Source organism: Amycolatopsis sp., from assembly GCF_025464955.1.
Classification (GTDB): domain Bacteria; phylum Actinomycetota; class Actinomycetes; order Mycobacteriales; family Pseudonocardiaceae; genus Amycolatopsis.
Genome location: NZ_JAODNM010000070.1, coordinates 1 through 21236, shown reverse-complemented (window position 1 = coordinate 21236; position 21236 = coordinate 1). Strand labels below are relative to the sequence as shown.

Sequence of the window (21236 nt, the reverse complement as noted above, 5' to 3'; positions counted from 1 at the left end):
GGCTGCTCCCGTCCGACCCGAGTGCCGGTCTACTTCGCGTACGCCTGGAACTCGTACAGCGAGTAGCCGTACCCGGTGCCGCGCTGCACCCCCTGCATGCGCACGTACCGGGCGCTGGTAGTAGGGAAGACGTCGACGTCCTGGCCGCCGTCGCCCGTTGTCGTGGCGTAGACGTCTCGCCAGGTCGTGCCGTCGCCGGACACCTGGATCTTGTACGAGCGCCCGTATGCCGCCTCCCAGTACAGGAGCACCCGGCTCACGGGCTGCACCGTGCCGAGGTCGACGGTGATCGACTCGTTGTCGGTCTTGTTGCTGCCCCAGCGGCTCGTGATGTTGCCGTCGACGGCATTCGACGGCGGCACGTTCGGCTGGAAGAGCCCGGATTGGTAGCTCGTCGCCGTGACCGGGCGGTTCAGCGCGAGGTTCGCGATGTTGTCGCCGCGATGCGCCGGATACTGGACGACCTGCTGGAATGTAGGACGGTTCTGCCAGTTGCTCTCGGCGTCGGCGATGCCGCCCAGCGGGTGCTGCTCGATGGAGTCCGTGCACCATTGGTCACCGGCCGAGCAGAGGCCGTCGGCGGGGTACGTCGTGGCGGCCGGGGTCGCCACCGCTGCCGACAGCGCCGTGAGCAGGCTCGAGCGGCACTGCGCGAGGTCGCCCGCGCCGCAGTAGGTCTGGCCGGGGCCGCCCTGTGTCGGCTGGCCGAGCACCGCGCGGAGATCCCTGTCCACATAGGACCACCAGCCAAGCTGGAACGACGAACCCTTGTGCGCCACACCGGCTTCCGGTGACGACGGCGCTTCGTCGACCTGCTGTGCTTTGGTCATCGCGGTGTAGAGCGCGTCGCCCATGTTCGGGTTGAACTCCGCTTTCGCCAGCAGGGGCCACCAGGCGTCCATGATCCGGATGGCGTCGGAATCGGCGTAGGTCTTGCCGCCAGGCGCGGTTTCCTTGCGCTTGGCGCCGTCCGCCAGCCACGTCTTCAGCTCGCCGACGGCCTTGCTCTGCGCCGGGTCGGTGACCGGCGAAGACGTGAGCACAGCCAGCAGCTCGGGCAGCACGTCCTCACCGCGCAGGTCGGTGACTGCGGCGTCTTCCATCGCCTGGGACAGCGACGCCCTGGTGACCTTCTTGCCGCTGGCGATCAGCGACTTGACCCGGCTCTCGAGCAGGTCACTGCGGTAGACCGAGCCGTCGCCGAAGGTCGACATCGAGTACCCGTTGGCGATTTTGTTGTTCCAGGACACGTAGTAGTCCTGGTCGACCGAGTTGGGATGGGCGTCGAACGGGGTGTTGGCCACGGTGTTCGTGGCGGGATCCCAGTTCTGCCATTGGTCGGCCGCGTTCGCCATGATCGGCAGGTTCGGATCGACGTTCGGCGCGCGGGTCGGGTTCAGCCCGGAGTTGTAGTAGGCGGTGTGCTTGGAGTCGACGTAGAACCAGTTGAAGGTGTAGGTCACGTGTGACGCCGCCTGCTGGAACGTCTGCGGGCTGGTGACCACGCCTGGGTCGTTGAACATCTGGAACCCGATGACCGTGTCGATGTCGTGGCCGTAGGTCGAGCGCAACGTCGTATAGGCCACGGGTTTGCCGCCGACGGTGGCACGGGACTGCACGATGCCGTATTTGGTCCGGAACGCGATCAGCTTGTACGAGCCGGCCGCGGTGCCGTCGGCGATGGTCGGGCTCCACGAGTTGTCCCGCTCGATCTGCTCCATCGGTGTGCAGGCACCGTTGTAGAGGTAGCCAGTCGAGTCCTTTGTGGCCGGTGTGCCGTCCACATTGCACAGTGAAACGGCGAAGGTGTCGATGATGGTCTGGCTCGCCGACGTGGCGCTCCACGAGTAGTCCTGGCCGCGGCCGAGCTGGACATAGAAGTTCAACCCGGCGAACGCGGCGCCGCGCGCACTGATCCCGGGGCCTTGGATCTCCTCGAGCATCAGCAGCTGGGGAGCGAAGTAACCGGTCTGTGGGCCGAAGACCGCGACCGGGTTGCCGGTGTCGGTGTACTGGCCCGACACCACCAGCGCGTTGGACATGCCGTGCTTCTGCGCGAACAGGTTGGCCGGCAGTACGCCTTGCGCCATGGAGCCCTTGTCCTTGGCCAGCTCGGGTTTCGCCTGCGCGTTGGCCTTCGACGTCGCCGACTTCGAGGTGTCCGTGGCCTGTTTCGAGGCGGCTGATCCGGCCGTGGCGGCCGAACCTGTCGGGTCGAAGACCACCTGCTGCGGCGTGACAGAGCCCGGATCCGGCAGCGCGACGCCCTGGGGGTTCGCCGGGCTGGCGGCGTACGGGAACGTCTGTCCGTTGTGGAGTGTCGTGGCGGCTTCCGGGTCGTTCTCTTCGCGGAAGCTCTGCCAGACGGCGTCACCCTTGTCCACGCCGTACTTCTGTTCGGCGGCGACCTTCACCAGCGCGGACGCGACCTGGTCACCGCCGCCCGCACCGAACAGCGCGCCGATCACCGAGCCGATGGCGACCAGGTCGGTCGGCTTGAACGGCTGGATCCCGTCACCGGTCAGGACGTTCGCGTTGCCGGTCAGGTCGTACTCGCCGGGGAAGTACAGTCCGGACTTCGAGTCCGCGATGTACTGGTTGAGGCCGGAGAGGTAGGCGGTGACGTCCTTGACGGCAAGCTGTCCCTGCGGACCGTTGGTGGAGAGGCTGTCGACCTGTGCCTGGAGATCGCCTTCGGTGGCGGCTCCGTTGAGGTAGAACTGCTGCTCGAGCTGCCGGTTGCCGTCCGCGCCGCCGGCGAAGCCGGTGAGCTGGCCGCGGCCGATGTGGCGGAAGACGTCCATCATCCACAGCCGGTCCTGGCCGGCCGCGTAGCCGGCGCCGTACTCGGTGCCGTCGCGGGTGGTGCCGGTGATGTGCGGGATGCCGGTGGTGTCGCGCACGATCGTGACATCGGTGCGGCCGCCGGGTTTGAGCGTGTTCTCCACCTGGTCGGATGGGACACCGAACGACGAGTTGTTGTAGTAGCTGCCGAGCGTGTCGTTGGTCAGCCCGGTGTAGCCGTCGACCAGGCTGGCGTACTTGCCCAGCTGGTCGTCGGTGTGCGCGGGCTTCGCGCCGGTGAGCTTGTTCGCCACGATCTGCGCGGCGGTCGCGGTGCCGTTCTCACCCGGCGGCAGGATGTCGTTGCACTGGGAGAGGCAGTAGTCCGGCGCGGCGCCCGGGTCTGCCAGCGGGGTGACGGCGGACGCCGAGGCGGCCCCAGCCACGGCGGCGGTGACCGCGATGACCGAGAAGGCGGCGAGAGCGCGCGCTCTCCGCGTCGAATGGCGGGCTCGTGCTGACAACAGGCACCTCGCTCCTCGTGGGGACCCTGACCTGCCGAAGCCATAATCAGGTCGGGCGCGTGAGTGACGAGGGACACCATAAGCAGGATGTGAAAATATTTCAAGTTCCACGTCGGAACTGAAACGTGAAAGAGGTTCATATCGTGCGTGGTCTGTCCGGATTCGCCGGTGCGCCGCTCAGCAGACGCCCCGGAACGGGGTCAGCAACCGCGGCTTGGGCAGCCGCACGACTCCGGTCCACGCCGTGGTGCCGTCGGGCTGGGTCGACGCGGTCAGCGCCTGCCCGTCGGCCGAACCGACCGTCGTCCAGTCCAGGTCTCTCGGATCGAGCGCGGCCGACGTCTGGAGGAGCACCGAAACCGCGTTCGGCTTCTTCTGGACCGAGGCGGTCCCTGACGTCGACCAGCCCGCGACCGTCACCGTGACCTTGGTCAGGTCGAGTGCGTCGAGCAGGACAGTCGCGGCCCGGTCGGGGCCGAGCTGCGCCCACTCGAGCGCGGCGACCGGCGACAACTCGTTGTCCTTCAACGAGTTCGGTTGGTAGCGGGCCAGCGCGAGGTGCACGAACGGCTGGTAGACCCGGCCGGGTGGCAGCACGATGTCGCAGGCCCAGCGTTCGCGGTCGGCGTCCCAGACGACGTCGTGCACCGCGACGTCGAACAGGTCGGTCCGGCCCGGCAGGCTCAGCCGCGTCTTGTTGTCCGTGGCCAACGGGAACTGTCCGACGCCGGGGTAACCCGCGGCGGCGGTCAGCGGCTGGGTCTGCACGACGGGGTCGACACCGAGCTGGGTGACGAGCTCCAACCGGTGCTTGTCGGTCTGGTCAGGAGGCCGGGCCTCCTGGGAGTCGAGGAGCACGACGGCGAGTTGCTCGCCGACGCCGGAGGAGTACCAGGGCCGTTCGAGGAACACGCGAAGCCCGCCACCGCCCCGGGTCCTGGTCCGTTTGAGGCCGAGGTTCGTCGACTGCTCGGTCCAGCCGAACGTCGGTACCACCCAGGCGACCTGCGGCGGTGCCGGGCGAGCGGTGCTCGGCAGGTCGAGGGTGATCGCGGTGCTCGACTTCGTCACCGGCGGCACGACGAGCGCGACCTCGACCTCGACCGAGTGGGCGTCCGGGATCGCGCTGGTATCGGTCCGGGTGATCGTCCCGGTCTGCTCGTGACCACGTAGTCGACGCCTGCCCGGTACGCCACGTTGCCGTCCAGCGACTTCACCGCGGCGGTGCCGGGCACGATGCCTTCGCTGGAAAGTTTACCGGAAATACGACTGCCCTTTGGGCAGGGAATGCACTGCCCGATCGGGCAGATTGTGGGTTCCTGACGAAATGCGAATCAGCGGAGAAAAATCACCAACTCGTCGCGCTTCGACGAGTTCGGGGGTGACGTAACCATCAGGGCCGCCTGATCAGCAGGCGCAGGGTCGCGCCGGTGGCGTCAAGCATGGCTTTGTTCCGCACCGCGAGTGCTAGGACGAAGACGCCTTGGATGAGCGCGAGCACCGCATCGGCGAGTTCGTCCACCGTGAGGTCCTCGCGGACGTCGTCGCGATCGCGGCCGCGTTGGAGCAGGTCGACGAGTTTTTCCTTCCACCGCAAGACGTCGGCGGCGAGCAGGTCGCGGAACGCCGGTGAGCCCGCGGCCATTTCGGTGGACAGCTTGCCGAGCAGGCAGGCCCGCTGATGCCGAGACCGGGTGAAGGCTTCGGCCATGTCGGTGAAGTATCCATAAATAGCGTCGGCCGTGTCGATGTCCTCTGCGGCCGACCATTTGGCGAGCAAGTCGAGTTGGAATCGCACGTACCGCTCGAGAGCTTCCCTGGCGAAGGCTTCCTTCGAGCCGAAATGGTGGTAGAACGAGCCCTTGGGTACGCCCGACGCTTCGAGGATCCGGTCCACCGTGGTGCCGTGGAAGCCGTACTCGTAGAGCTGCTTGGTTCCCTCGCGCATCAGCTTTTCACGATGGCTCAACGGCTTATTCGTAGTCATCCGCGTTCGTCCCCCAGGTGGGGCGCGACTCGGAACTCCAGTACCGTCCGCCCGTCCGACACCGAGCCTGAAGCGTGGAGTACGAGTCCGCAGCCAGTGGCCAGTGCGGTCAGCGCGTCGACCGTCCGTTCGCGGCCGCCGAAGCACATCAGCATGAACAGGTCCATCGCGGTGTCGGTTCCCCTCCCCAGCACGGGCTCGACCACCACCACGGTGCCGTCCGGTGCGGCGGCCCGACGGCATTCGGTCAGGATCTTGCGGGCGTGGTCGTCGTCCCAGTCATGCAGGATGTCGGAGAGGAGGTAGGCGTCGGCGCCGGAGGGCAGGGGATCGAAAAAGCTGCCGGACACGGCGTGGGCCCGGTCGTCGAGTCCGGCTGCCGCGAATCTGTCGGTGGCAGCGGTAGCCGTCGGGGCCAGGTCCAGAACGCGACCGCGCGGCTCGGGATGGGCGCGCAGGATCGCCGTGAGCAGGTTCCCATCACCCCCGCCGACGTCGACGATCTCGGAGAAGCGGCTCCAGTTGAAACGTTCGGCGATCTGCGGAGCGTGCGTCCGGAATCGCCACTGCATCTGGGCGTCGAACGAGCGCCGCAATTCCGGGTGAGCGTCGAGGTCCGCCCAGAATCCGCGCTCGTATCGGTGTTCGTAGGCGGGAGTGCCGGTGGTGATTGTCCCCAGCAGATCGACGAAAGCGAGTTCGGCGCGCCCGCCCGCGCTGGTGATGTCGAGCAAGGGCTTGAACCCTTCCGGGGCGTCCTCGCTCATTTGGGCACCGAGCTTCGTGGGTCGGTAATGACCGGACTCCGTTTCGAGGTCGAAGACGCCGATCGTGACCAGGTGATCAAGTAGACGCCGCAGGTTCGACGTCGCGGTTCCGGTCGCGGCCGCGAGCTTCTCCGCGGTCGCACCCGCGCTTCCCGCGTGCTCTACCAGGCTGAGCGTCGCGGCCACTCGGATGGACATGGGAGTCGCGAGATCGGCCATGGCCATGATCGAGGGTGTCGATGGTGCCGCCGTCGGTAGATCCATCGTCCGACCCTATCCATGCTGACGCGCTCGGCGCATTCAGGCGCCGAGGAAGTCGGTGTTCTTCGAGATGGCTTTGCTGCCACCGCCGAGTACCTTCGCGACCCCGGTCCGCATGTCGCGGCTGGCGAAGAGTTCGGCGCCGGCGTCGAGCACGGCCCGGTCGCCTGCCCGGATCCCGCCCTCGAGATATCCGCGCAGCAAGGACTTGCCCGCGGCGAACGCGCGGGTCGGGCCTTGGGCGTAGTGCCCGGCGAGCTCGGCCGCCTTGGCCTGCACCTGGTCGTCGGGGACGACGTGGTTGACGATGTTCCAGTCCGCGAACTGCCGCGCGCTGTAGCGGTCGCCGTCGAACACGATCTGCTTGGCCCGCGCGGATCCGGCGCGTTCGGCGAGGCGGTGGATGCCGCCGAGCAGGGTCGTGGTGCCGATGTGGCGTTCCACTTGGGCGAACTGCGCGGACTCGCCGGCCACGACGATGTCGGTGCTCAGTACCAGTTCGAGCCCGGCGGCCAGGCAGAGTCCCTGCACTGCGGACACCGTGGGGATCGGCAGCTCTTCGATGCGGGCGATGACCGGCAGCATGCGGCTGAACATGGCCCTTGCCTGTGCCGGGCTCCGCTCGTGGAAGACCCGTACGTCCGCGCCCGCCATGAAGTGCGGGCCTTCGGCGCGGATCAGCAAGGCGCGAGCGGAGCTGACGGACACGGCGTTGACGTGGTCTTCCAGCTCGTCCATGACCGTTTGGGAGAACAGGTTGAGCGGGGGATTGTCGAGGGTGAGGGTGGCGAGCGCGTCCTCGACGGTCAGGGTCATTACAGCCATCGTTGGCCTCCTTCGGGTGCGGACGGTTTTGGTCAGGCGTCGCGTCGACGTTTGACTGCGACAACAGCGGAAAGGACAAGAGCGCTGGGATTTCCGTGGTCGGGATAGCGTTTCCGCATGCGCGCCACCAGGTCCCGGGAATCGCTGCTGTCGGCGAGTTCTCCGATGAAGTCCTGCAGGTAGTTCTTGGTCATCTCGACCGTGGCGGCGAGGTCGTCGTCGGGCAGTTCCGGCCGCTTGTGCCCGGCCACGACCGTGCGCGGGTGAAGGGCGGCAACTTTCTCGACGCTCTCGATCCATTGTGGCCACTGGGTTTCGTTCGAGGCGGCCAGGAACGGATGGATTCCGTTGTAGACGACGTCGCCGGCGAACACCGTGTCGAGCGCAGGGATGTGGAGCACGGTGTTGTGCGGGATGTCGGCTTGCCCGACCTCGATCGCGACCAGCTCGACGCCGTCGACGGTGAATGAACCGCTCTCGAGCGGTTCGGGCAGAGCGACGTTGTCGATGGTCGCGCCGCCGAACCAGTCGCGCCACTGGGTTCGCGCGTCTTCGTTGCCGGCAGCGATTTCCGCGGCTACCGCGGGCAGGGCGACCGCGTGGGCATCCGGATACCGGGCGAGGAGGGGGCCGATGCCGAAGTAGTGGTCCGCGTGGGCATGGGTGAGGTAGATCGTGGTCAGCGTCCGGCCGCTCGCGTCGATACGCCGGGCCAGTTCGTCGACGTCGGTGGCTGCGTACTGCGCGTCTACGAGTGCGACCTCCGTCGGCCCGAAGACGAGCGTCGCGGTGGTCGGTGAGAACTGCCCGCCGGTGCTGATCTCGCGCATCGGGCTGGTGTAGACGTCGAGTGTCAGTCCGGTCATGGGCATCTCCTGTCGTTGTCGCTCGCTAGACTAAATCGTCTAGACGATATCGTCAAACGGCAGTGGGTGATCAGGACGTGGAGTCGGCCTTCGCCGCGGTGCCTTCGATGACTACGTCCAGGCACTCATCGAAGTCCTCGAGAGCGTGCGCGTCAGGAGGAGGGGCCATCTCTGAGCGAGAGAGGATTTGGCCGACGCTGGACATCGGCCGTGCCTTGCCGCACTATCTGTATACAGTAGACGAGACACAGTATTCACCATGCCGTAACTGTCGGTGTTGTTCCTCTGCAGGTATGTCGCCGTCAGCGATGACGAAAGGACGTCAACTCCTATGCGTACCCATACCCGGACGTCGGCCGCGCTAGTGGTGGCGGTGGTAACCGCGCTGGTCACAGCCGGAGGAACGGCCGACGCCTCGTCGACGTCACCGTCCGGTTCGCGATGTCTCGGTCAAGTCACTGTGAGCACTCGCAAGGTCATCGCCCTACCCGGGGTCGGGGGACACGGCGACGTTGTCACGGTGGACCCTGCCGCGCACGCCGTCTACGTCGCGCAAAGCCCGGACGACGAGGTCGTCGTGCTGGACACTCGTACCAATACCATCAGAACGGTCATACCGGATGTTCCTTCGGTAAATGGGATCGCCTACACGGACGCCTACGTCTTCGCCGCCTCCGCCACGACGAACAGCGTGAAAGTCATTTCCAAGGTCACCTGGAAGACGGTCGCCACGGTGCCTTCGGGCGGGGGAACACCGGACGCGATCTACTACGATCCCCACGAGCGCAGTGTGTTCGTCACCAACGACGACACCAGCACCATGGAGGAGTTTTCCGCGACCGCACCGTTCGCGGTGCTCGGCGCGCTCACCCTGCCCGAATCGAGTACAGGCGCCCATACGGGACCCGATCTGGGCACCTACGTAGCCGCCGGCGACCGCCTCTACCAGTCGGAGGACAACTCTGTACTGGTGATCGACCCGAGAACCCGGAAAGTCACGCAGACCTTCACTCTGCCGTTGCCCGCGGGCAGTGCCGCCAAGGACATGTACTACGACGCGGCGCGCCACCTGCTCTGGGTCGCCACCGCCAGTCCGGAAATACTCGCCGTCGACCCACGAAACGGCCGTGTGGTCCACACGGTGAAAACCCTGTCGGGCATCGACCAGATCGCCGGAGACCAGGACCACGGCCTGCTGTTCCTCGGCGAATCCCAAGCGGGCGTGATGGGGATCGTCGACCTCGCCGCTCACCGTGTCATCGAGAACGTTCCCACGGAGCCAGGGTTTCACACCCTGGGCTATCTTCCGCGAGCTGGCGTCGTGTACGCCTATCTGAACAAGTCCAACATTGTCGACGTCGACAAGATCGTCGCCCGGGCGGCATTCAGAGGCTGAAAGCGATCGAGCGAAGGATCACCGCGCCGAAGAACACCGCGGTGAACGCGAGGTCGATCGACACCCCGCCGGTCCGCAGCGGCCGTAGTACCCGCCGGACCGGGGCGATCACCGGCTCCGTCCCGGCGTGGGTCAGCGCGCGGGCTTGGCGCGTCCACTGTGGGCCGCGGGCCAGGACGCCCGTCCAGTCCAGCACCATCCGGGCGATCAGCAGCAGGATGAACGCCGACAGGGCATACCCGAGCAGGGTTCCGATCAGGCTCATGACGAACTCCTCCGTGACGGCCGTGCTGGCCGTCTTACCGGTATCAACGTTGCCGACCTCGTCGGAAGCGTCGCCGAAACCAGGTTCTCAGCCGACTATCAGGTGCGGACGACGCCCCGCATGCCTCACCCACACCACGTGTCACAATCGCCACTCCAATACCACTGGGGTACCACGCCGCACGCCGAAAGTACCCGTCCGGGTAAGACACGGGGTCGCTCTGTTCTTGATTGATTCCAGAAAATGGGGCACACTGCCCCATGTGTCAACACCTACGGACTTCGAGCGCATGTTGCGCGGGGCTGCACTGCGTGTGACGCGGCCCCGGGTGGCCGTGCTCACCGCGGTGCACGACCAGCCGCACGCCGACACGGATTCGATCATCGGTGCCGTGCGTGAGAATCTCGGCGAGGTGTCCCATCAGGCCGTCTACGACGTGCTGAGGGCGCTGTCGGTGGCGGGCCTGGTCCGGCGCATCCAGCCGCCGGGCTCCGTGGCCCGCTACGAGTCCCGCGTCGGGGACAACCACCACCACGTCGTGTGCCGCTCGTGCGGTGTCATCGCCGACGTCGATTGCGCCGTCGGCGAGGCTCCCTGTTTGACGGCATCCGACGATCACGGCTTCGTCATCGACGAGGCCGAGGTCATCTACTGGGGCCTGTGCCCCGACTGCTCCACCAAGCCAAGTTCCTGAGCGCATCCCTTTATCCCGGAAGGTTTCCCGTGTCTGACAGTCCTGACGCCGTTGTTGGAGAGATGAACGAGGAGACGGGCCAGTGCCCGGTCGACAGCGGGCGCTTCAAGCACCCGACTGAGGGCGGGGCCAACCGCGAATGGTGGCCGAACCAGCTCAACCTGAAGATCCTGCGGAAGCATCCGGCTGTGGCGAACCCCATGGGCGAGGCCTTCGACTACGCCGAGGCGTTCAGCTCGGTCGACCTCGACGCGCTGGCCGCCGACGTCGACGCGGTACTAACGACTTCGCAGGAGTGGTGGCCTGCCGACTTCGGCCACTACGGGCCGTTCATGATCCGGATGGCGTGGCACAGTGCGGGCACGTACCGCATCCACGACGGCCGCGGCGGTGCCGGTGCCGGTATGCAGCGCTTCGCGCCGCTGAACAGCTGGCCGGACAACGGAAACCTCGACAAGGCGCGCCGGCTGCTCTGGCCGGTGAAGAAGAAGTACGGCGCCTCGGTTTCGTGGGCCGACCTGATGATCTTCACCGGAAACCGCGCACTGGAGACTATGGGCTTCAAGACCTTTGGCTTCGCCGGCGGCCGGGCGGACGTCTGGGAGCCCGACGAGGACGTCTACTGGGGCCCCGAGACCACCTGGCTCGGCGACGACCGCTACACCGGCGACCGTGAGCTCGAGAACCCGCTCGCCGCTGTTCAGATGGGCCTCATCTACGTCAACCCGGAGGGCCCCAACGGCAACCCGGACCCGCTCGCCGCGGCCCGCGACATCCGCGACACGTTCGGCCGCATGGCGATGAACGACGAGGAGACCGTCGCGCTCATCGCGGGCGGGCACACGTTCGGCAAGACCCACGGTGCGGCCGACCCGGACAAGTACGTCGGTGCCGAGCCCGAGGGTGCCTCGCTCGAAGAGCAGGGCCTCGGCTGGAAGAACACCTTCGGCAGCGGCAAGGGCCGGGACGCGATCACCAGTGGCCTCGAGGTCACCTGGACGTCCACGCCGACGCAGTGGAGCAACTCCTTCTTCGACAACCTGTTCGGCTACGAGTGGGAGCTGACCAAGAGCCCCGCCGGGGCCCACCAGTGGCAGCCGAAGGACGGCGCCGGCGCGAACACCGTGCCCGACCCGGAGTCCGGCGAGCTGAAGCGTCCGCCGACGATGCTGACGACCGACCTCGCGCTGCGGTTCGACCCGGTCTACGCGCCGATCTCGCAGCGCTTCCACGAGAACCCGGACCAGTTCGCCGACGCGTTCGCGCGGGCGTGGTTCAAGCTGACGCACCGCGACATGGGCCCGATCCAGCGCTACCTCGGACCGCTGGTCCCGCAGGAGGCGCTGATCTGGCAGGACCGCGTTCCCGCGGCCGCGGGCGAGCCGCTCGGGGCCGACCAGGTCACCGCGCTCAAGGCCAAGATCCTCGACTCGGGTCTTTCGGTGTCCCAGCTCGTCTCCACCGCGTGGGCGTCGGCTTCGACGTTCCGCGGCAGCGACAAGCGCGGCGGGGCGAACGGGGCGCGCATCCGCCTCGAGCCCCAGCGGGACTGGGAGGTCAACACCCCCGACGCGCTGGCGCAGGTGCTGCGCACGCTGGAGGGAATCCAGCAGTCCTTTGACGGCACCGTTTCGCTCGCGGACCTCATCGTGCTCGGCGGGGTCGCCGCGGTCGAGAAGGCGGCCAAGAGTGCCGGCTTCGACGTCGTCGTCCCGTTCACCCCGGGTCGCACGGACGCGTCGCAGGAGCAGACTGACGCCGAGTCGTTCGTCGCGCTCGAGCCGGCCGCGGACGGGTTCCGCAACTACCGCGGCAAGGGCAACCGGTTGCCGTCGGAGTACCTCCTGATCGACCGCGCGAACCTGCTGACCCTGAGCGCGCCCGAGCTGACCGTCCTGGTGGGCGGCTTGCGGGTGCTGGACGCGAACACCCAGCAGTCCCCGCTGGGCGTGCTCACCTCGACGCCGGAGTCGCTGACCAACGACTTCTTCACGAACCTGCTCGACATGGGCACGACGTGGAAGGCGACCGCGGACGACGCGGAGACCTTCGAGGGCCGCGACTCCGTCACCGGTGAGGTCAGGTGGACCGGTAGCCGCGCCGACCTCGTCTTCGGCTCGAACTCCGAACTGCGTGCGCTCGCGGAGGTCTACGCGAGCGATGACGCGCGGGAGAAGTTCGTGCACGACTTCGTCGCCGCCTGGGACAAGGTCATGAACCTGGACCGGTTCGACCTGGTGTAGCGGACCGTTCCGGCGCAGGGGACCCCTGGTACGAATCATTCGTACCAGGGGTCCCCTGCTACGAATCGCGCCAAGCCGGGCGCGCGGCCTGACGGAAAACGGTCGCTACGATTGCCTCACCACGGACAGTCGTAGTGCCGTCGGCCAGGGTCACCGTCAGGACGACCTTCGCGCGTTGTTCGCCGTCCACCTCGTCGACGCTGCGGACCCGGCCAGTGCAGGTGACCATCGCACCGACGGGAGTCGGCCCGACGAATCTGGCCCGCAGGGACCGGATTCGGTGCTGAGGCGCCCAACCCGTCACCAGCCGGCCCAGGTAGGCCATCGACAGCATCCCGTGCGCGATCACCCCGTCGTAGCCTCGGCTCGCCGCTGTCGCGTGATCGAGGTGGATCGGATTGTCGTCTCCGGAGGCTTTCGCGAACCGGACCAGCGTCTCCACCGAGATCGGTGGCGGCGTCAGCGGGGGAAGCTCGTCGCCGGGATTCACGAGTTCTCCCTCATGAGCACCTGGCGCAGGTCCATGACCGCCTCGCCGGCGCACGTTGCTGTCCGATTGGCTGCCGGCGACGACCGGGTCCATGGTCTGGGCTGACGGCGGAGTTCACGCCGTCGGGCAGTGAGCGTCGAGGAAACTGCGTGGCCGGATTGCGCGACGCGACATTAGAATCCCGACATGGCTGAGGGGACGTGGGAGTGGGATCCGTCGCTGTATTCCGGCAGTGCCGCCTACTACGCGCGAGGTCGCCTCGCTTACCCCACGGCCCTCGTTGACGCCCTCGCCGCGCAGTTGGACCTTGACGGTTCCGGGCGCCTTCTCGACGTCGGGTGCGGGCCCGGTTCCCTGACGTTGTTGCTGGCCAACAGGTTCGAGGAGGCGATCGGGCTCGACGCCGACCAAGGCATGCTCGACGAAGCCGGTCGGCTGGCGTCAGAGACCGGCATGAGCAACACCCGGTGGCTGCTGCGGCGTGCCGAGGAGTTGCCCGCCGAACTGGGCGTCTTCAGGTTGGTGACCTTCGCGCAGTCATTCCATTGGATGGATCGACCGCGGGTCGCATCGGCGGTCCGCGGCATGCTCGACGCCGGAGGCGCCTGCGCACACGTGCACGCCACCACGCACCAAGGTGTCGACAGCACGGCGACTTTGCCGTACCCCAGGCCACCGCATGGGGCCATGGCCGAGCTGGTGCGTCGTTACCTCGGCCCGGAGCGGCGCGCCGGCCAGGGGAGCCTCCCGCAGGGCACGGCCGGGGGCGAATCGGAGGTCTACCGGGCCGCTGGGTTCACCGGTCCGTGGCGGATCGAGATCCCCGGCTGGGCTGTCACACGCAAGATCGACGACCTCGTCGCCGCGGTGTTCTCGCTCTCCAGCTCGACACCACACCAGTTCGGCGAGCGCCGCGCCGCGTTCGAGGCAGAGCTTAGAGAGCTTCTTCTGGGTGCCGGCCCCGATGGGATGTTCAGCGAGCAGATGCGCGAGATCGCGGTCGATATCTGGCGTCCGTAGGGCGTCAGGCGTTCACGTAGGCGAGGACGGCGAGTACCCGGCGATGTCCGCTGTCGGTGGTGGGCAGGTTCAGTTTCCGGAAGATGTTCCCGATGTGCTTGGCCACCGCGCGTTCGGTGACGACCATCAGGCGGGCGATGGCGACGTTGTCGTGGCCCTGCGCCATCAGGTGGAGCGCCTCGCGTTCTCGGGGGGTGAGCGCGTCCAGCGGGTCGCGCCGGTTCATCAGCTGTGACACCACTTCCGGGTCGAGCGCGGTGCCGCCGGCGGCGACCCGGTCCAAGGCGTCGAGGAACTCCTCGACGTGGCCGATCCGGTCCTTGAGCAGGTATCCGGTCCCACTGGCGCCCGTCGCGAGCAGTTCGGTCGCGTAGGTCTGCTCGACGTACTGCGACAGCACCAGCACGGGCAGCCCGGGCAGCTGCCGCCGGGCTTCGATCGCGGCGCGCAGCCCTTCGTCCCGGAAGTTCGGCGGCATCCGGACGTCGAGCACCGCGACGTCCGGGCGGTGTTCGAGCAGCAGCGGCAAGATCTCGGGACCGGTGACCGCGATGCCGACGATCTCGTGACCGGAGCTTCTGGCCAGCAGCGTGATCCCTTCGCGCAGCAACGCGTTGTCCTCGGCGATCACTATTCGCATGGCAGCCGCACCTCGATCGTGGTTCCTTCGTCGACCGGACTGTCGATCCGGGTAGTCCCGTCCAGCGCCGCGACGCGCCGCCGGATGCCCGTCAGCCCGCTCCCGTCGCCGGTGTCGGCGCCGCCCTTGCCGTCGTCGCGCACCAGGATCCGCAGGTACCGCCCATCGCCGTCGACGATGACTTCGGCACGCTCGGCCGCGCTGTGTTTGGTGACGTTGGTCAGTGCCTCCGCGACGACGAAGTACGCCGCCGCTTCGATGGACGCGGGCGGCCGCGGAAGTTCGTCGGGGACGCGCACCGACACCGGGATGCGGTGCCCGCCGGCGAGAGCGTAGACCGCGCCGCCGAGCCCGCGGTCGGCAAGGATCGGCGGGTAGATGCCGCGGATGACGTCGCGCAGGTTGCTGAGCGAGTCCTCGATCCCGGACCGCGCGTCCCGCACCAACGACAGCGCCGTTTCCGGGCCTCCTCGCAGCGCCCGTTCGGCGAGCCCGAGCCGGACCGCGACCACCACCAGCTGGGCCTGGGTCCCGTCATGCAGGTCGCGTTCGATACGACGTAGCTCCGCGCCGTGGGACTCCAGCGCCTCGATGCGGGTCTCGGTGAGCAGTTCGACCTGCTGGGTCAGCAGTTCGCGGTCGCTCGGACCGAGCAGCGACTCGGCGAGCCGGAGCTGTCCGCGCGCGATCAGCGGCACCAGCCAATAGACCAGCGCGGCGTAGACCGCGGCCTGGCCGAACGGCAACGTGAGCGCCTGCGGCCAGGTCTGGAGCGGCACCAGCATCCCGGTGATCCTGCCGGGCGGGAACAGCCACCAGATCAGCGGGGTCGTCGCGCTCGTCACGATCGCCGGCCACAGGGCCACCGACGTCAGGCCGAGGAAGGTGCCGGCGATGCCGTGCGTGAGCAGCCACGCGAGCTCTCGCCAGGTTGCCGGGTCGCGCACGACGGCAAGCCGCCCTTGTTCCGCGCGATAGGGCGCCGGGATGTGGTGCCCGCGTACCCGGCCGACCCGCTTGCGCTCGATGGCGGCCAGCCACCGCACCGGCCGAATGCTCGAGGGGAAGAACGGCAGCGCGATCAGCAGCAGCGGCGCCGCGATCAGGCCGATCAGTGCCGGCAGCGCGGTCTGCAGACCGGAAAGGACCACGGCGGTGGCATCGGCACTGCGCTTGATCGCTGTTCTCATCCGGCCTCTCCACCTGCGGCGATGCTGCCGAACTCTACTGCGGAGCACTGCGGGTGGTGTACCGGGCTACACCCCCGGTTCGGGACCTCGGGCCAGTGTGCCGACACCTCCGCGGCCATAGCGTCTCCAGTCGTGGAAAAGAACCGGAAGGAACGACGATGACGACAGTCGCGAATGGACTCACCAGCGCGGTACGGCTGGAATCGGTCAGCAAGACCTACGGCGGTGGGGAAACCGCCGTACGCGCACTGGACGACGTGACGATCAGCCTGCGGCACGGCAGTTTCACCGCGGTGATGGGACCTTCAGGTTCGGGCAAGAGCACCTTCCTGCACTGCGCCGCCGGGCTGGACCGGCCGACCTCCGGCCGCGTCCTGCTGGGCGACACCGAGTTGACCGGGCAGCGGGAAGCCGCGCTCACGGAGTTGCGCCGCGCCCGGATCGGGTTCGTCTTCCAGGCCTACAACCTGCTCGACGCGCTGACCGTCGAACAGAACATCGTGCTGCCGCTGCGACTGGGCAACCGTCCCTTCGAGCCGGAGTTCCTCGCCGAAGTGGTGCGCTCGGTCGAGCTCGACGTCCCGCTGAACCGTCGTCCCAGCAAGCTGTCCGGCGGCCAGCAGCAGCGGGTCGCGATCGCCCGCGCGCTGGTCACCCGGCCCGACGTGATGTTCCTCGACGAGCCGACCGGCGCGCTCGACACCCGCACCGCCCGGCAGGTGCTCTCGACGTTGCGGAACGCGGTGGACCGGTGGGGACAGACCGCGGTGATGGTCACGCACGACCCGGTCGCGGCCTCCTATGCGGACTGTGTGGTGTTCCTGGCAGACGGCCGCCTCGCGGGCGAACTGGCCCAGGCGAGTCCCGAGCTGATCGCCGAGCGCATGACGCATCTCGGGGAGTGGTGAGCGTGTTTTCTCTTGCCTGGAAAACGATCCGAGCGCGCCGAGGGTCGTTCGCAGCCGCGTTCGTCGCGGTGTTCTGCGGCGCCGCGCTGATCACCGCGAGCGGAGTTCTGCTGGAGTCCGGGATCAGTGCCGGAATCGCGCCGCAGCGCTACGCCGGCGCCCCGGTTGTCGTCACCGCCCCGCAGACAGTGTCCACAAAGGATGGTACGGACGAGCGTTTCGCCGAGCGGGTCACGCTCCCGGCCGCGCGCGCCGACGAGATCGCGCGAGTGCCCGGGGTCCGGGCGGCGGTCGGCGACGTGAGCGTCCAGACCGGTTTACGCGTGCGGGGGACCGAGGTCCCGCTGCTCGCGCACGGATGGTCCTCGACGCGGCTCGGCCCGATCGCCCTTGCCGACGGCCGAGCGCCCGACGCGCCGGACGAAGTTGTCCTCGACAGAGGCGTCGCAGCGCAGGCGGGTCTGTACACCGGTGATTCGATCGAACTGGAGATCGGCGCCGTCGGCACCCGGTACCGGCTGGTCGGGACGACGACGTCCGGGCAATCCGCCGCGTTCCTCACCGACGCGCAGGCCCGCCATCTTTCCGGCCGACCTGACCAGGTGGACGCGGTGGCGGTCCTCGCCGACCCGGGCGTCGGAGCGGACGAACTCGCGACCCGCATCCACCAGAGCCTTCCCGGGGTCATCACCAGCGTCGGCATCGCCCGGTCCGAGGCGGAGTTCCTCGACGTCGGCGCGGCACGGTCGTTCCTGATCCTGATGGCGGGCTCGTTCGGCGGCGTCATGCTGCTGATTGTGCTGCTGGTGGTGGTGGGCAGCACGCTCGGCCTGGCGATCCAGCAGCGGCGACGCGAGTTCGCCCTGTTGCGGGCGATCGCCGCGACGCCGCGGCAGGTCCTCCGGCTGATCGCCACCGAGACGTTGCTGGTGTCCGGGGTGGCGGCGGTTCTCGGCACGCTGCCCGGACTCGGCCTCAGCGTCCTGCTGCGCGGCGCGCTCGTCCGGTTCGGGGCCGTGCCGGCGGGCTTCCAGTTCGTGGTCGGACCGCTGCCGGCCGTGGCCGCGGTGCTGGCGAGTGTGGTCGCGGCGTTGCTGGCCGGGCTGTTCGCGGCGCGCCGCGCAGCCCGGGTCAGCCCCGCCGCGGCACTGGGCGAAGCAGCTGTCGAACCGCCTCGACTCGGCCGTGCCCGTCAGACCATCGGCTGGCTGCTCGTCGTCGCGGGGGTGGGGGCGGGGGTCTTCCTGCCGATGGTCCTCGGTGGCCCGGCGGCGACCGGGGGAGCGGCAGGCTCGGCCATGCTGCTGGTCATCGCGGTGGCGCTGCTCGGGCCGCGGTTGCTCACCGCCACCGCCGGACTGCTCGGCCGGCTGGGCATGAGGCGCACCGCGTCGGGATTCCTCGCCGGTGCCAACACCCACGCGCGCTTGCGGCGGCTCGGGTCGGCGACCACCCCGTTGATCATGGGCGTCGCGCTGGCCGCGGTGCAGATCTTCACGATGACCACGACGACCGGCGCCGCCCAGCGGCAGACCGACCTCGGCATCAGCGCCGACCAGGTGATCGTTTCGCCGGACGGGATCGCGCCGTCCCTCGCCGACGCCGTGCGCCAGGTGCCCGGGGTCGGCGTCGCCGCACCCGTGGCGCGGACCTCGGTACTGGTCACCTACCAGCAGTTCGGCGACCCGACCACCGCGTCCTACTCCGCGCAGGGCGTCACGCCAGACCGGCTCGGCCAGGTGATGGACCTCGACGTCCGGCACGGCGACCTGGCGGGACTGACCGGGAACACCGTGGCGCTCAGCCAGTTCGCGGCGGACACCTTCGGCGTCGACGTCGGCGCCACGCTCCCGCTGCGCCTCGGTGACGGCACGCCGTACACCGCGCGTGTGGTGGCGATCTACGGCAGCGGCCTCGGCTTCGGGGACGTGACCCTGCCGAACACCGTGGTGCTCGAACACACCGTCAGCAGGCTCGACGACACGATCCTGATCGCCGCGGCACCGGGCGCCAACCCCGGTGCGCTGGACACCGCACTGCGCGAAGCCCTGCGTTCGCATCCCGAGCTGCGGCTCACCGACCGGAGCACCTTCACCGTCGCCCAGAACACGGCGATGTCCGCGCAGTCGGAGGTCAGCCTGCTGCTGAACCTGGTGTTGCTCGGCTTCATCGCCATCGCGGTGGTGAACATCCTGGTGCTGGCCACCGCGGCGCGGGTCCGCGAGTTCGCGCTGCTGCGGCTCATCGGTGCGAAACCCCGTCAGGTGCGGGCGATGATGCGCGGTGAAGCTGCGGTTGTCGTCGTCGCCGCGGTCGTCCTGGGCTCGCTGGCCGCGCTGCCGCCGCTGATCGGGATCAGCCTCAGCCTGACGTCGTCCGCGCTGCCCACCGTTCCGCCGCTGATCTACCTGGCGATCGTCGTCGCCGCGGTGGTGTTCGGCTGGGGTTCGATCGCCATCCCCACCCGGATCGCGATGCGTCCGACCCCCGTCGTTGCGATGCGCACCGGCGACTGACCATCCAGTCCTCATCAGACAGATCCCGAAAGGACAACACCGTGGTACTGCCAGACACCTTGAGCGACAACAGGTCCTCACTCACCGGCGTTCGAGGCTTGATCAGCCGGCATCCGTTGCCCAGCTTCTTCATACTGGCTTTCGTGTTGAGCTGGTTCGCTTGGACCCCTTACATACTCTCGAAAAACGGGGTGGGGCTCCTGCCGTTCGGCTACCCGACGGCGATGGGCAGCACCCAACTGACCGGCGTGCTTCCAGGCGCATACCTCGGCCCCATCCTGGCGGCGTTCATCGTCACCGCGGTCGCCGAAGGCAGGCCCGGACTCCGTCTTTGGGCCGGGCGGCTGCTGAAATGGCGGGTCAACTGGCGCTGGTACGTCGCGATCATCCTCGGTGTCCCCGCCACGCTGATCCTGACCAGCTTCCCGATCTACGGAGTCCACCTCCAGCTGCCCGCCGCCACGGTCCTGGTGGCGTACTTGCCGGCTCTCGTCTTCCAGATGCTCACCACCGGACTCGCCGAGGAACCCGGCTGGCGTGACTTCGCCCTGCCCCACCTGCAGCCGCGCTTCGGGCCGCTGCGTGGCACGCTGATCCTCGGTACGTTATGGGGCGCCTGGCACCTGCCGCTGTTCCTCACGGACTGGGCGGGTCCCGACGTCAGCTGGTACGCACCCATCGAGTTCGTTGCGACCGCCATCGTTTTCAGCCTTGTGATGACGTGGGTGTTCAACCGCACCGGCCAAAGCCTGCCGCTGGCGATGTTGTTGCACACCAGTGTGAACAACTTCTTCTCCGTCGCCTGGACCGCAGTGTTCCCCGGTGCTCAGCAGGACACCGCGAGCCACATCCTCTTGATCTCGTCCACCGTCGCGGCGGCCATCCTGCTCATCGCGACCCGCGGCAAGCTCGGCTATCGAGGGCCGCGCTAGCGGCGGTGCTTCGGCTGACCTGTGGTGAGAGGGACTTTCCTTGCTAGGAGGGAGGAAAGTCCCTCTCGCTTTTCGCGAGAGCGGCATAGTCTTGGGGTGATGCTAATGGCTCAGTTGCCCGGAGGTGCGTCGTGGTCAGGGTTACGACTTTTGATGTCGGGCGCCGGTTTAGGCGGCATGTTCCGTTCTACTGCAGCAAGGACCGGGGCCGACTCGAGTTCGTGAGGCGGATTTCGAGGGCCTGCCTCTTTGTGCTGGTGGTGCTTTTCGATTGGCTGAAAGGGAATTTCGTTTGTGGTGACCGAACGGATAGCCCCTTTCGCGACTCGCTCATCACGTTAAGCGACCAGACTTGTCATTGTGGTGCATGAGTGAGTGATGCGGCAAGCAGGTGCAGGAGACATTTTGTTGCGGTGGCAGCCTTTTCGAATAATCGATGACTACGTTCCGCGATAATAGGTATCACCTGAACGTGTTCCGAATAAACGTTCGAATCGAGGTAGAATAAGGGAGTGCCCAGCGATACGATCACCCTCCCCGATCCCGCCGATATCCGGCGTGCTGATCCGGCGATGCTGGTCGAGTACGCCCGTGCGATCACCCGGGAGATGAACCGGTACACGGCGTTGCTGGGTCTGGTGGTCACCAAGACCGAGACCGATGGCATCAAGGCCACCCATCAGTACACCTCCGCGGTGCAGTGGCTGATGCATACGACGGGGATGTCCGAGCCCGCGGCACGTCAGATCGTGGTCCGTGCCCGCGGCACCAACTCCTTGTACGCCATCGACGGGACAGAGGTCCCCGGTGTCGCACCGCTGACCGGTCTCGCCGCATTGGCCGGTGCTCTCACTCCCGCGCATGTGGACGTGATCGTGAAGACGATGACGGCGATGCCTGCGACGGTGTCGGAGGAGGATCGGGTGGC

18 protein-coding genes are annotated in these 21236 nt (G+C 67.8%); 8 read left to right on the top strand and 10 right to left on the bottom strand.

What is annotated here, in order from left to right; genetic code table 11:
- Positions 1-29 precede the first annotated feature (29 nt).
- The 6 genes from JWQ81_RS15895 to JWQ81_RS15870 form a co-directional block, all read right to left on the bottom strand.
- Complete coding sequence (locus JWQ81_RS15895) at positions 30-3308, bottom strand: penicillin acylase family protein (protein ID WP_366942297.1); 3279 nt, start codon at positions 3306-3308, stop codon at positions 30-32.
- A gap of 177 nt (positions 3309-3485) precedes the next feature.
- Positions 3486-4379, bottom strand: coding sequence for a hypothetical protein (locus JWQ81_RS15890; protein WP_297542152.1), 894 nt, complete (start codon positions 4377-4379; stop codon positions 3486-3488).
- 322 nt (positions 4380-4701) lie between these two features.
- The gene (locus JWQ81_RS15885) at positions 4702-5295 is read right to left on the bottom strand and encodes a TetR/AcrR family transcriptional regulator (protein WP_297542150.1); all 594 of its coding nucleotides are present in this window, start codon (positions 5293-5295) and stop codon (positions 4702-4704) included.
- Complete coding sequence (locus JWQ81_RS15880; protein WP_297542148.1) at positions 5292-6326, bottom strand: methyltransferase; 1035 nt, start codon at positions 6324-6326, stop codon at positions 5292-5294. Before JWQ81_RS15880 ends, JWQ81_RS15885 begins: the two co-directional genes overlap by 4 nt.
- A gap of 36 nt (positions 6327-6362) precedes the next feature.
- Positions 6363-7148, bottom strand: coding sequence for an enoyl-CoA hydratase/isomerase family protein (locus JWQ81_RS15875; protein WP_297542146.1), 786 nt, complete (start codon positions 7146-7148; stop codon positions 6363-6365).
- Positions 7149-7180: 32 nt separating this feature from the next.
- The gene (locus JWQ81_RS15870; RefSeq protein ID WP_297542144.1) at positions 7181-8014 is read right to left on the bottom strand and encodes an MBL fold metallo-hydrolase; all 834 of its coding nucleotides are present in this window, start codon (positions 8012-8014) and stop codon (positions 7181-7183) included.
- A 331-nt stretch (positions 8015-8345) separates the two neighbouring features.
- Here JWQ81_RS15870 and JWQ81_RS15865 point away from each other — a divergent pair, with 331 nt between their 5' ends.
- Positions 8346-9410: a YncE family protein gene (locus JWQ81_RS15865; RefSeq protein WP_297542142.1), complete on the top strand. Its 1065-nt coding sequence runs from the start codon at positions 8346-8348 to the stop codon at positions 9408-9410.
- Here JWQ81_RS15865 and JWQ81_RS15860 read toward each other — a convergent pair.
- Complete coding sequence (locus tag JWQ81_RS15860; protein ID WP_297542140.1) at positions 9400-9675, bottom strand: YggT family protein; 276 nt, start codon at positions 9673-9675, stop codon at positions 9400-9402. The two genes, JWQ81_RS15865 and JWQ81_RS15860, sit on opposite strands and share 11 nt — an antisense overlap.
- A gap of 262 nt (positions 9676-9937) precedes the next feature.
- Here JWQ81_RS15860 and JWQ81_RS15855 point away from each other — a divergent pair, with 262 nt between their 5' ends.
- The gene (locus JWQ81_RS15855) at positions 9938-10369 is read left to right on the top strand and encodes a Fur family transcriptional regulator (protein WP_297542138.1); all 432 of its coding nucleotides are present in this window, start codon (positions 9938-9940) and stop codon (positions 10367-10369) included.
- A gap of 29 nt (positions 10370-10398) precedes the next feature.
- Positions 10399-12612, top strand: coding sequence for a catalase/peroxidase HPI (gene katG, locus JWQ81_RS15850; RefSeq protein ID WP_297542136.1), 2214 nt, complete (start codon positions 10399-10401; stop codon positions 12610-12612).
- Between the two features lie 58 nt (positions 12613-12670).
- Here katG and JWQ81_RS15845 read toward each other — a convergent pair whose 3' ends face one another.
- Entirely contained in the window at positions 12671-13102 is a 432-nt protein-coding gene (locus tag JWQ81_RS15845) for a MaoC/PaaZ C-terminal domain-containing protein (RefSeq protein ID WP_297542134.1), read from the bottom strand.
- 186 nt (positions 13103-13288) lie between these two features.
- Between JWQ81_RS15845 and JWQ81_RS15840 the strand changes: the two genes are divergently transcribed.
- Positions 13289-14122: a class I SAM-dependent methyltransferase gene (locus tag JWQ81_RS15840; RefSeq protein WP_297542132.1), complete on the top strand. Its 834-nt coding sequence runs from the start codon at positions 13289-13291 to the stop codon at positions 14120-14122.
- A gap of 4 nt (positions 14123-14126) precedes the next feature.
- Here JWQ81_RS15840 and JWQ81_RS15835 read toward each other — a convergent pair whose 3' ends face one another.
- Both JWQ81_RS15835 and JWQ81_RS15830 read right to left on the bottom strand, forming a co-directional pair.
- Positions 14127-14762: a response regulator transcription factor gene (locus JWQ81_RS15835; protein WP_297542130.1), complete on the bottom strand. Its 636-nt coding sequence runs from the start codon at positions 14760-14762 to the stop codon at positions 14127-14129.
- A complete protein-coding gene (locus tag JWQ81_RS15830; protein WP_297542128.1) occupies positions 14753-15952 on the bottom strand; it encodes a sensor histidine kinase in 1200 nt (399 codons plus the stop codon). The genes JWQ81_RS15835 and JWQ81_RS15830 overlap by 10 nt, the downstream gene beginning before the upstream one ends.
- 158 nt (positions 15953-16110) lie before the next feature.
- Between JWQ81_RS15830 and JWQ81_RS15825 the strand changes: the two genes are divergently transcribed.
- The 4 genes from JWQ81_RS15825 to JWQ81_RS15810 form a co-directional block, all read left to right on the top strand.
- Entirely contained in the window at positions 16111-16860 is a 750-nt protein-coding gene (locus JWQ81_RS15825) for an ABC transporter ATP-binding protein (RefSeq protein WP_297542126.1), read from the top strand.
- Positions 16861-16862: 2 nt separating this feature from the next.
- The gene (locus tag JWQ81_RS15820) at positions 16863-19376 is read left to right on the top strand and encodes an ABC transporter permease (protein WP_297542124.1); all 2514 of its coding nucleotides are present in this window, start codon (positions 16863-16865) and stop codon (positions 19374-19376) included.
- Between the two features lie 224 nt (positions 19377-19600).
- Entirely contained in the window at positions 19601-20308 is a 708-nt protein-coding gene (locus JWQ81_RS15815; RefSeq protein ID WP_297542119.1) for a CPBP family intramembrane glutamic endopeptidase, read from the top strand.
- A gap of 512 nt (positions 20309-20820) precedes the next feature.
- On the top strand, positions 20821-21236 hold a 416-nt coding region (locus JWQ81_RS15810; protein ID WP_297542117.1), incomplete at its 3' end, for a hypothetical protein.

Bases quoted from the DNA above. Each gene is read 5' to 3' on its own strand.
- JWQ81_RS15825 (WP_297542126.1), top strand. From the start codon at position 16,111: ATGACGACAGTCGCGAATGGACTCACCAGCGCGGTACGGCTGGAATCG.
- JWQ81_RS15860 (WP_297542140.1), bottom strand. From the start codon at position 9,675: ATGAGCCTGATCGGAACCCTGCTCGGGTATGCCCTGTCGGCGTTCATC.
- JWQ81_RS15840 (WP_297542132.1), top strand. From the start codon at position 13,289: ATGGCTGAGGGGACGTGGGAGTGGGATCCGTCGCTGTATTCCGGCAGT.
- JWQ81_RS15885 (WP_297542150.1), bottom strand. From the start codon at position 5,295: ATGACTACGAATAAGCCGTTGAGCCATCGTGAAAAGCTGATGCGCGAG.
- JWQ81_RS15870 (WP_297542144.1), bottom strand. From the start codon at position 8,014: ATGACCGGACTGACACTCGACGTCTACACCAGCCCGATGCGCGAGATC.
- JWQ81_RS15830 (WP_297542128.1), bottom strand. From the start codon at position 15,952: ATGAGAACAGCGATCAAGCGCAGTGCCGATGCCACCGCCGTGGTCCTT.
- JWQ81_RS15865 (WP_297542142.1), top strand. From the start codon at position 8,346: ATGCGTACCCATACCCGGACGTCGGCCGCGCTAGTGGTGGCGGTGGTA.
- JWQ81_RS15875 (WP_297542146.1), bottom strand. From the start codon at position 7,148: ATGGCTGTAATGACCCTGACCGTCGAGGACGCGCTCGCCACCCTCACC.
- JWQ81_RS15815 (WP_297542119.1), top strand. From the start codon at position 19,601: ATGGGCAGCACCCAACTGACCGGCGTGCTTCCAGGCGCATACCTCGGC.
- JWQ81_RS15835 (WP_297542130.1), bottom strand. From the start codon at position 14,762: ATGCGAATAGTGATCGCCGAGGACAACGCGTTGCTGCGCGAAGGGATC.
- JWQ81_RS15880 (WP_297542148.1), bottom strand. From the start codon at position 6,326: ATGGATCTACCGACGGCGGCACCATCGACACCCTCGATCATGGCCATG.